The sequence below is a fragment of the Acinetobacter sp. ANC 4648 genome (genome assembly GCF_002135345.1).
Taxonomy (GTDB): Bacteria; Pseudomonadota; Gammaproteobacteria; order Pseudomonadales; family Moraxellaceae; genus Acinetobacter.
Window position 1 is genome coordinate 1 of the sequence record NZ_NEGI01000001.1, and the last position, 11,288, is coordinate 11,288.

The window sequence follows — 11,288 nt, forward strand, 5'->3', positions numbered from 1 at the left end:
TTTTTTAATCAAACTTTAAAATCTCATTCAGAAATCTTAACAACTCAATCAACTTATTGATTTATCAGAGGTTTTGTTTAACATCACCGCCGATGGATACGCATTATAGGGGAAAAAATTTCCTACGCAACCCCTTTCTTTAATTAATTTATTCAAATGGTGGTTTATTGGTCGATAATCGCTTTTTATCACATTTTTTGATCAAATTTTCGTTAAAACGTTCTTTTTAATGACTGCTAGAATATACTGAGTGTTCTATCTCGCTAGATTTAACTTTTGTTTAACATCTTTTAGGATTTTTTATGCATCGTCTTAATATCTTATGGGCAACTCTGCTTACTCTTGGCTTAACGTCTCAAGTTTCTGCTCAAGATGCGTTACCATCCGAAGATAGTTCAGTCCAAACCGCTGACAATACCCTTTTAAACAATCAATCCCTAGAATCAGCCAAGCATCCACGTTTAGAAGCTTTAAAAGAACTTAAGAATATTAAGCGTGTTGATTTGAAAGTAGATGCCAATGCCGCACAATCAGATCAAATGAAAGATCCACTTCAACCACTCAATCGTGAAATTTTTCAATTTAATGATAAGTTAGATCAATACGTCGCTCGCCCACTTGCTGTGCAATATAAAGAAAAAGTACCTGAAGATGTTCGTAGCTCTTATACCTTATTTCGTAAAAATTTGAGTGAACCTTGGAATGCAGCAAACCAATTGGCTCAGGGACGTCCAGTCCGTGCATTAAAATCAGTAGGTCGTTTTACCATTAATACAATAACTTCTTTAGGCATGGCAGATCCTGCACGTCGCTTAGGTTTAAGCACTGAGGAAGAAAGCTTAGGTACAACATTAGGTTATTATGGCATTCCAAGTGGCCCCTATTTAATGCTACCTATACTTGGCCCAAGCACCCTGCGTAACTCTTTAGACTATGTTGCTGAAGGTTATGCAAATCCATTGTGGCAAATACGCAGTGCGCGTGATCAAACTGGTCTTATCTGGGGAAATCGCATCATGGGTGGAATTAACGCACGTTCACGCTTATTAGATTTTGAAAGTGCTTTACAAGGTGATAAATATGCAGCAATTCGTGATATTTATTTACAACGTCTGAGTTATAGCATTGCTCAGAAAAAAGGTTTAGATGCTGCTGCTATTTCATTCTTAGAAGATGATTCTGAGACAGACTCTACACCATAATCTTCAATATTATTAAACGTCTTTGCTAGTAAACTAATCTTGGCCTACTAGCAAAATTTGATTATCTATAGTACAGCTATTTATATCGTACAATAATCAGCCATACACTTAGGATCATTGATCAAATCTATGTATTTCATTCAGCCTACTCGAAACATTCCAAATTTAGACCAAGTGCTAAATGCGCTTCCGAGTCTGCAAATGATTCAAATAGAAGATATTCATCTCTATGATCCCACCATTATTGCGATTGCAGATGTACAAGATTTTTTACATCATCAATGGTCTTTACCGACGATTGTGATTGCGAATGAAAATGAAGGTACCGCACTTTCCCAAGCCTGGGAAATGGGTGCTTTGGCAGGTTGGGTCTGGAATAGACTCCCAGCGCATCCTGAACATTCATTATCTAAAATTGATGCACAATATAAACGTAATCAAGACAGTCGTGATCTACCCTCTGCAGCCGAATTACAACGTAAATTACTTCCCAATCCAATAGAATTACAAAACTATCAAGTTGAAACCTTATTTCAACCTTCTGCTTATCTGTCTGGTGATTGGTACGATTATTGGAAAATTAGTGATAAAGAAATTATCTTCTATCTTGCTGACGTTTCTGGGCATGGCGTTACCAGCAGTTTACTCACCTCATGGATGGCAGCCTTTCATGGTCGCTCAAAAACACCCAAAGAATTGATTAAAAAACTGAATGGGATGCTGGTTCAAGAAAACATTGAAAAGCACATTACCATGATTGCTGGAACCCTCAATTTAGAAACCCATACTTTAAAATGGTCGAGTGCGGGACACTATCCACCAGCAATTATTTTCGAACCTAACCAAGCCCCTCGTGTTTTAAATACCAGTAGCTTTCCTTTAGGGCTCACGGAAGACTTAGAGGTTGAAGAATTCGAATGTACCTTAACACGTCATGCACGGTTTATTATTTGCTCAGATGGCGCACTCGAACCTTTTGATGGTGGTTTGAATGAACAATTTGCACAATTGGTCTACCATTTGCAAAATCAATCATTCAAAGCCCCTGATCATGTTGCAGATGATATCGCTATCCTGAGTTTACGCAGAATGAATTAACTTTATAATCAATATGATAATGCCATATAGACTATTCTCCGACACTGAACCACTTGAGTATAGAGTTGCGCTATGTGATAATTTTCACATCCTTTTCTGCAAATGGCATTTATATGTCAACAGGTCATGTTGAATATGCAAGCTTAAATGGAACGCATATTTTTAAGCTTATTGGCGAAGTGCGTGCCCAATCTTGTATAAGTCTAGACAAACTTTTGGCAAGGATTGAACAACAAACAAACGTCATTGGCGCGATTGTTGATTTAACCGAAACCACATTTATTGATAGTACTGTTTTAGGTATTTTGGCAAAGTTAGGCTTAAAGCTGAAACAAGTTCATCATATTCAAGCAGTCATGCTATCTACCAATCCAGATATCACCACTCTAGCCAATAGTATGGGCTTAGGGCAGGTTTTTGTTATCTTAAATTATTGCGGCGACCCAAATGTTTGCACCAAAGCCTTAATGGATGACAATATTAATCACAATACTATGCTGTGCACCGTCCTTGATGCACACAAAACACTCATGAAACTTAATGCAAACAATCAAAATATGTTTGAGCCATTAGTTAAGCAACTTGAAAAACAGCAAAATACAATGGATTGTTCATCTCCCGATAAACAAAACGCTTAATTCTATCTTCAGACATTACCCATGACTTTACTTTCTGTTGTTCAAATGAATTCCCAAAATGACATTGAAGCAAACTTCAGTGTCATTGAGTCATTGATACAACAAAGTAAAGCAGAGGGTGCGTCATTAATTGTATTTCCTGAAAATTTTGTCTGTTTTGCTGCAGGTAAGCAACGTGAAACTGCAGCACAGTTTGAATCGATTCAATACCGCTTAGAACAGCTTGCTCATCAATATCAAATTTGGATTGTTGCAGGCACACTGCCTTGTCCTTTCCGTCCAGATGGCTCTGTTATTCAAGATGGTCGTGTACGTACAGTCAGTTTATGTATCAGCCCAGAAAAGACCGAAGCGCGTTACGACAAAATTCATTTATTTGATGTACAGGTCGGTGATGCTGTGGGTGGTTATCAAGAATCTAAATTCTTTGAACCAGGCACAGATATCGTTGTTGCTAAAACACCTTTTGGCAATATCGGTTTAATGGTTTGTTACGACTTACGCTTTCCTGAACTAGCTTTAACCCTTCGTTCACACGGCGCTCATATTTTAACTGCACCAGCTGCATTTACGTATACAACAGGTCAAATGCATTGGCAATTGCTCTTACAAGCACGTGCCATGGACAGTCAATGTCAAGTTTTAGGTGCTGCTCAACAAGGTTGGCATGGAGAAACGCGTCAAACTTGGGGACATGCAGGTACTAGTAATAGTCGTGGGCAAATTTTAAAAATTACCGATAATGAAGGTGCACAACTACTGACTGTACCTTTTGACTTTAAAGAACAAGAAAACATTCGTGCATCTATGCCATTGATGCAACATCGCAGATTAATTCAATACTAATCTAATATCTGCTTTTCAATAAACTGCAAAATACATGTTTAAATATTTGATCAGGCTCATTTCTAATAGATTTACTCTGAATAATAAATTTTGAAAACAATGCACAAAATTCTATGTTTAATTCCATTATTACTCATGTTAATCCACAGTTTAGTTTTTGCAAAAGATAATCAACAATATGAACTCGTAAACATCATTTTGAAACAGATTGCATTCGAGGGCGTGCTACGTCAGTTTTACTTAAAAATAATACTCAAAAACATACATATCAAATCAAATACTCGACAAATAATCCCCCCTGCTCTATGGCTTAGAAACAGTACAATTAGGTAATGGATAATCCATTTAACTTGAAAATGTCAGCTCTGAATCTTATGGTTTTGATATTCAGTTGATTTTACATGCTCAAAATATAGAAAAGAACCAAAAGCTTTGCTAAGCCTGTTTAATTCAAGAGTCAAAGAGAATTGCTATTTATTTTTAAAAAGATGATCGAGATTTTTATCTCGATGGAATTAAAGCGCTAGAACAACATTTTACAACATATAAATCATTTAAACTGAAGATCGAATACCAACTCAATGGTTCCGAGGAAATACCACAAACCTTTATGTTCACTTAAATTATAAAACAAAAGAATGGGCGATATCTTGTACATTTTTTAAATCGCATAGGTCCAATTTAAGCCAACCATCTCTGTACGATAATTTTACAAAATCATTGCTTATTTATTTCATAAAATCCTACAGGATAAAGACTCATCAAAATTTCTTCAGGAAAATAGAAATGTCTTTAGAAAAAGTTGTATATACAGCAAAAGCCAAAGCAACCGGTGGTCGTGATGGACGTGCGACATCATCAGATGAAATTTTAGATGTAAAATTAGCGGTACCGAAAGAGATGGGTGGTGCTGGTGGCGGAACCAATCCTGAACAACTGTTTGCAGCAGGCTATTCTGCATGTTTCCTTGGTGCAATGAAATTTGTGGCAGGTAGAGATAAGCTCAATATTTCAAAAGATGCTTTTATTGAGGGTGAAGTGGGTATTGGGCCCATTCCTACAGGTTTTGGTATTGAAGTGAAATTAAATATTCATTTAGAAGGTTTAGAACAAGCTGAAGCGCAAAAATTGGTGGATGCAGCACATATTGTTTGCCCTTATTCAAATGCAACTCGTGGCAATATTGATGTGACATTGAATGTAATTGTTTAATTAAAAGAAGACACTCCAAACTATTGGAGTGTCTTGATTACTCTAAATAGTAAGTAACTACGTCACTTAATCTGCGGTTTCGTTAGTCACACGTAATACTTCCTCTAAAGTTGTTTTACCTTTCAACACTTTTCTTAAACCATCATCACGAATCGAACCGGATTGCTGACGTACATAACTTTCCAACTCATACTCCGGCGCATTACCGTGAATCAAACGGCGCATTTGATCATCTATAGGTGCAATTTCATAAATAGCGGTACGGCCTGTAAAACCTGTATGTGAACAATGATCACACCCTTGTGGGATAGGTAGTTTTAAAGGTGTTTCAGCAGTTAAATTTTGAAAAATAGCATTTTCAAAATCATCAGCTTCTCGCCATGCATGACAATGCCTACACAGTGTTCGTACCAAACGCTGGGCAACTACACCAATCAAAGAACTGGCCAATAAGAACGGTTCAATCCCCATATCTTTTAGACGAGTCACTGCACCAATTGCAGTATTGGTATGTAGTGTAGATAAAACCAAGTGACCTGTTAAAGAAGCCTGAACTGCAATTTCCGCTGTTTCTAAGTCACGAATCTCACCCACCATCACCACATCTGGATCTTGACGAAGCATGGCTTTTAAAGCACGAGCAAAAGTCATATCCACTTTGGTATTGACCTGTGTTTGCCCAATCCCCTCGAGTTGATACTCAATTGGGTCTTCTGCAGTCAGGATATTTTTAGAGCCATCATTTAAGTCTGATAGTGCTGCATAAAGCGTAGTCGTTTTACCTGAGCCTGTTGGCCCTGTGACTAAAATAATCCCATGCGGACGATGTACCAATTGTGTTAAGCGCTCATAGTCACTTGGCATCAAACCTAGATGAGTCATATTTAAACGGCCTGCTTGCTTATCCAACAATCGCATCACCACACGCTCACCATGTGAAGATGGCAATGTTGATACACGGACATCGACCTCACGACCTGCAAGACGTAATGAAATACGACCATCTTGAGGAATACGCTTTTCAGCAATATCCAATTTTGCCATGACTTTAATACGGGAAACCAACAATGGGGCAAGCTCACGGCGTGGCTGAACAATTTCACGCAACTGGCCATCCACACGTAAACGGACTGATAGTTTTTTCTCAAAAGCTTCAATATGAATATCTGATGCACCAACGCGAATCGCTTCTGACAGCAAGGCATTGATTAAACGTACAATAGGAGCATCATCCTCTTGATCCATAAGATCTTCTGTTTCAGGAACTTGATCTGCGAGACTGAGTAAATCAGGATGATCTTCCAAACCCGCTGCAACTTGTTGCGACTCGCCCGTTTCACCCGCATAACTCGAACTGAGCATATGATTAAAATCAGTATCTGAACACAATTGATATTGTGCAACACGGCCTAAATAACGGCGAGCTTCTTGAATCGCAATAGGTGCTGTATCGTGGCGACGAACAATAAAAGCTTGATCACCTTCGTAACGCAGTAGCACTCCATGCTTTTTCGCAAAACTATAGGGTATTTGTAATTGTTTAAGTACTTGCATTACAACTTATAATGATGATTAGAATTGTTTTGAGTGTACTCTAAGCAAATGACAGCGTGAAGTCTGTTTTTCAAAGAATTCAATATAGGGATAAACGCTTGTGTCTAAAAACAATGAGCATCTAGAACCTGATCTTCGAAACCTAAAATGGTGGGGAGAACAACATTTTGAATTGAACCAAGCTAAAGCATGGCAGTTTGGTTCAACCTTATTACGTCTAACTCGCAGCTTACAAGAATGGCGTCTGGAATATTATCGTCCTCGATTTCAATATGATTATGAGCAACAGTGGAGTTGCATTCAGGATGTGAATTTTGCTTTCCCGCAACCCGTGCATGTTGAACGCTATATGTTTAAGGAAACACATAGTACCTTTCAGCTCATGCCACGTTTGGCAGATCGTTCAGTCGTGATTCGCCCTGTTGATCCTATTTACATTCCTGCAGGGCAACGTGGAACGTTATATATTAGTACCCCGCTTTGGGTGTCTGGCTTATTTCAAGCGCAGAAAGAACCATTATTTGATATTCCTGTCATCTTACCCAAAGATACTTGGTTTGGCCCTGATCATCGTAGCGGTGAAATGTGTTATGCCACGGCTGTAGATGGACGAACTGAACTCAATTTATTAAAACCAAGAGCATTCCGTGCAGTTACACCCATTGATTTTCATAATATTAGTAATCATCAATTGCGTTTTGATCGTATGAATGTTCCTGTTACAGCCTTACCGTTATTTTATAGTGAAAGTACTGGACGACTATGGACCTCTCAAATTAAAGTCCTTTATGAAGGTAATGATCGTCCTGCACGTATCAAAATAGAAAATAGAACTCCACCTCTCGCTGGTGAAGTGGTTTATGTACACCCACCTCGTTCACCAGGTGGTGCTTTATTTAATATGTTTGACTCATTTTTTTAAGAGATCCGCATGGCAAGTTCAAATATTCCTAAAGACATTGCTGATAGCCTTAAAGGAATTTTCACCAATATCAACACTGAGCGCTTAAGTGAAATCCTGGTCGCGCTATCGCTATGTTTGGTCGGTTTTTTATTAGCGCGTGTTATTTCTAATACCTTTATTCGTACAATTGGTTCAAGATTTAATGCACACCAAAGACTAGTGTGGCGCCGAGGAATTTTTTACTTTATTTTTATGCTATTTGTGGTGGCAGGTCTGAAAGAAGCGGGCTTTAAACTAAGTGTTTTCTTAGGTGCTGCGGGTATTTTAACAGTAGCTTTGGGTTTTGCCTCACAGACCTCTGCGACCAACTTAATTAGTGGTTTATTTTTAATTGGCGAAGGGTCTTTTGAAATTGGCGATACGATTCAAATTACTTTAATTCGTGGGCATACCATTGAAGGAGAAGTTATTTCAATTGATTTACTCTCAGTCAAATTACTCACTTGGGACAATGTTTATGTACGTTTGCCCAATGAACAACTCATTCGAGCACCAGTACATAATCTTTCCAAATTTCCAATACGACGAATTCCGATTACTTTAGCTATCAATTTCAATGAAGACATCAATAAAGTACGAGCCGTATTATTAAAAGTAGCGAATGATTATCCCTTGGTATTAGCAGATCCTAAACCTCGCGTTAGTGTAACGGCCTTTGGTGAGTCATCAATTGAACTACTCTTTGCGCTGTGGTGCCAGCAAAAAAACTTCATGCAAGTCAAAGATGAAATTCATGAAAGGATTCGCAATCGTTTTGTAGAAAATCAAATTGAAATTCCTGTTCCTAAAATTGGCTTTGTAGATCGAGGAATTACCCCCAATAGTGCTGTAGAGCAAGATGATCTTGATCGCTATGCAAATGCTCAAGATTTAAAACAAGAAAAACAGCAAAATCAGCAACTTTGATTATTGTCCATTTAAAAGCATGATCGTTATATAAAGATTAAATAACGATCATGCTTAAATTGCACAACTTAATCCAGATTATCAATATACAGCTATTTAGTATGCTTAGGTTCTAAATGGTTCGGTTCTGGAATCGGAGCCACATAAGCAATCACTAACATCACAAAACCCGCACCCAAGAAAGAAATCACTCGAGTCAGCGTTCCAATATGAGATAAATCAAATAAGACGAGCTTCAGAGTTACGATTACTAAAATACTCCCACCTAAAATCCACATCGCACGCAGCTGTTTATGGCTGGCCCAACTCATACTAATGAATGCCAAACTTACCCAAAGTAAAGTAAAACTTAATTGCACAACTGCATTCTGCCACAGGGCCAATTCATTATAGGGTGTGGAAAAATAATGATGTAAAGCCCGTAATAACACATAACTACTTAACCAAAGTAAACTTAAAACAGATAACACAGCAATAATACCTTTATCCATCCCACCCTTAAGTTGCAAGCTTAGCATCCAGCAGAAAACCACAAGTATCGCAATACTGACTAGATCAAAAGGATTTAAAATCGGGAAAAGATAGCCTTGGAATATGTGCTGTGAAAAAAGCTGCGAACAAACCATCCAGAGCATCACTAAAGCTAGGCTTGAGCGAGTTTGCCAAAAGATTGACCAATCGTGGCTATGCTTGTCTAAGACACACCAGCCACAAAAAACCAAAGGTAAAATCACAATACTGATATAGGGCATAGATGGTACTAGGCTAAGACTCATTAAAGCTAAACTCAATAACACACCTAAGCTCACGACTTCTTTTTCTAAACCTACAGCTGTCATGGGTCTTAGCCAAAGCATAACCAATAACAATCCTGATCCTGCGATTCCCCAGCGTTCAAATATCGACTGCCAAACAATTGCACCATTCTGGCTACGATCAATCAATATAATCAGTATCAGAACATAAAGCGGAATAAGCCCAACCCACTTCGGAAGCAGCCAAGGCCACAATGCTTTGCGGAATAACAGCCACTCATTCATAATCACATAAGCAAGTGTTGCAATAAGCAAAGTGAAAATATATTGATTAGAACCTTTAAGATGATCAAGCAGTAAAATCAACAACATTGAGGTCGCGGCTAACATCAATGCACTAAAAAAAATAACGATGGATGTGTTTAATTGTTTTTGGAAAGCTTCACGACTATTACTCATGATGACCACGGCAAAATAGCTCAAACTGAGTATCCAATACATCACTCTTGGAAATTCAGTTAGTTCTGCCAAATAATAGAGACTAAACAATCCTGCTACCAGCAACAGTGCCATAGCCAAATAACGACTAATTGCTGAGTCACGATATAGGGCATAAATGAAAATGATTAAACCTTCAATCGCCCATCCCACTACACTCCACTGCTCATGTAATAAAATCGGTGGGATCAAGACGATAAAAATCAGCATCAAACTCAAATAACTGTTCGAAATGAATTGAATCGCTTGATTTCGTTTTACCGTTTGATATAACACGGCATACAACATGGCAAAAGCACAGCTCAAGCCAGCTTGCCATGCCCTATCATTAAAATACATCAGATATAAAAAGATATAGCTGATAATTGGTGCACCAAAAATCAAGGCAATATCTAAAGCTGGTTTTAACTTAAACTGTTCTAAATCTTGTTTTGCAATCAGTTGACTAAAGCGGAAGCTGAGCCAAATAAAAATTGCAGTATGTGCAAAGAGCAAGCCTGTGAGTAAAGGGCGTTGTTGACCATAACCATGTATAAATGCATAACCACCCGCAACACTTACCGTCATGATAAAAGCAATTTGATTGAGAATTTTCCATGGGCGTAATGTCGTTAATATAGCAACAGAGGTATTAATCACCAAATAATAGCTCACCAACTCAATTGTGCTTATTGCTCGGATGGGTAAGGTAAAAGGTGCTATCGCTGCAATTAACATTGCCATTAAAGCCAATTCAATACTTTGCTGTTTTAGGCTGAGCCACAATGTAATACTCATGATTACAGCGAAACTTAAGCTTGCAATCCAAAAATAAGGAATTACATGATTATAATAGGCAAAAAATAGCGTCAAAAATAATCCAGCCAGCCCTAATCCTTCTAATGCGACAGTAAAACTGCGATTTTTGTGCTGAAGCAGATAACCTAATATTGTTATTGCCGCACTAACAATTGCGACTATGCTGAGCTTTAAAGCCAGACTAAATTGCCAATGCTCAGTTGCGAAACGTAATAATAAAATAATGCCTATGACTAACAGCAAAATTGCAGTTTTTAAGACAGGATTACCTTGCAACAACCATTGTTTCAGTTGATCCATGAGGCCTAATGAATCAGTAGATGTTTGAGCAAACGAAGACTGATTAAAAGCGTTTTGAGGTTTTGTATTTTTTAGACTAAGAGGCGAATCAAGCGATTCTGAAGACTTAAGCTGTTGTAATTGGAATTCGATACAGAACAAATAACGCTCTAAACGCCTAAGCCACCGCAAAAAAAAGAAAACCCAAGTGCTTAGACCAAGCCCGACCAACCAATGCCAATCTAGACTCATACCAACAATGGTAACAAGAGATGAAATATATAAAGGAACTTTTGAGCTTAACTGGAATTTGACCTGTACTTGCTGAGTCATATCTTGCATCGGGGTTTGAATCGCATCAACATAGTGCATCACACTCACCACAAATGCTAAACCACAGATGTAAGTCAGTACTTTTACTTCTAGAAACCATGTACCGACAGCGATAATGATTAATATCATTAACCAAATCATTCGGATTTCACTCTGCCCTTTCAGCATCTTGTTAATTTCTCTTTCCTGAGTCATTTGATCATAC

Annotated in this window: 9 protein-coding genes; 7 read left to right on the forward strand and 2 right to left on the reverse strand. The window is 38.1% G+C overall.

The window, feature by feature from the left end; translation table 11 throughout:
- The first annotated feature begins 302 nt into the window (after positions 1 to 302).
- The 5 genes from B9T27_RS00005 to B9T27_RS00025 all read left to right on the forward strand — a co-directional run bounded on the left by B9T27_RS00005 (position 303) and on the right by B9T27_RS00025 (position 4,996).
- A complete protein-coding gene (locus B9T27_RS00005; protein WP_086204846.1) occupies positions 303 to 1,202 on the forward strand; it encodes a VacJ family lipoprotein in 900 nt (299 codons plus the stop codon).
- A 129-nt stretch (positions 1,203 to 1,331) separates the two neighbouring features.
- On the forward strand, positions 1,332 to 2,300 hold the full coding sequence (gene gigA, locus B9T27_RS00010; protein ID WP_086204847.1) for an RsbU family protein phosphatase GigA: 969 nt from the start codon (positions 1,332 to 1,334) through the stop codon (positions 2,298 to 2,300).
- Positions 2,301 to 2,413: 113 nt separating this feature from the next.
- Positions 2,414 to 2,938, forward strand: coding sequence for an anti-anti-sigma factor GigB (gene gigB, locus B9T27_RS00015; protein WP_086204848.1), 525 nt, complete (start codon positions 2,414 to 2,416; stop codon positions 2,936 to 2,938).
- 21 nt (positions 2,939 to 2,959) lie between these two features.
- Positions 2,960 to 3,784 (forward strand): carbon-nitrogen hydrolase family protein, encoded by an 825-nt coding sequence (locus B9T27_RS00020; protein ID WP_086204849.1) that lies wholly within the window; start codon positions 2,960 to 2,962, stop codon positions 3,782 to 3,784.
- A gap of 786 nt (positions 3,785 to 4,570) precedes the next feature.
- The gene (locus tag B9T27_RS00025; RefSeq protein ID WP_086204850.1) at positions 4,571 to 4,996 is read left to right on the forward strand and encodes an organic hydroperoxide resistance protein; all 426 of its coding nucleotides are present in this window, start codon (positions 4,571 to 4,573) and stop codon (positions 4,994 to 4,996) included.
- A gap of 66 nt (positions 4,997 to 5,062) precedes the next feature.
- Here the strand turns inward: B9T27_RS00025 and gspE are convergent, their stop codons facing one another.
- Complete coding sequence (gspE, locus tag B9T27_RS00030; RefSeq protein WP_086204851.1) at positions 5,063 to 6,550, reverse strand: type II secretion system ATPase GspE; 1,488 nt, start codon at positions 6,548 to 6,550, stop codon at positions 5,063 to 5,065.
- A 100-nt stretch (positions 6,551 to 6,650) separates the two neighbouring features.
- Here gspE and B9T27_RS00035 point away from each other — a divergent pair, with 100 nt between their 5' ends.
- Both B9T27_RS00035 and B9T27_RS00040 read left to right on the forward strand, forming a co-directional pair.
- Positions 6,651 to 7,472: a hypothetical protein gene (locus tag B9T27_RS00035; protein ID WP_086204852.1), complete on the forward strand. Its 822-nt coding sequence runs from the start codon at positions 6,651 to 6,653 to the stop codon at positions 7,470 to 7,472.
- A 9-nt stretch (positions 7,473 to 7,481) separates the two neighbouring features.
- The gene (locus B9T27_RS00040; RefSeq protein ID WP_086204853.1) at positions 7,482 to 8,420 is read left to right on the forward strand and encodes a mechanosensitive ion channel family protein; all 939 of its coding nucleotides are present in this window, start codon (positions 7,482 to 7,484) and stop codon (positions 8,418 to 8,420) included.
- 92 nt (positions 8,421 to 8,512) lie between these two features.
- Here the strand turns inward: B9T27_RS00040 and B9T27_RS00045 are convergent, their stop codons facing one another.
- Positions 8,513 to 11,251 carry a DUF2339 domain-containing protein gene (locus tag B9T27_RS00045; protein WP_086205384.1) on the reverse strand — a complete coding sequence of 913 codons (2,739 nt, stop codon included), beginning with the start codon at positions 11,249 to 11,251 and terminating at the stop codon, positions 8,513 to 8,515.
- Between the last annotated feature and the right edge of the window lie 37 nt (positions 11,252 to 11,288).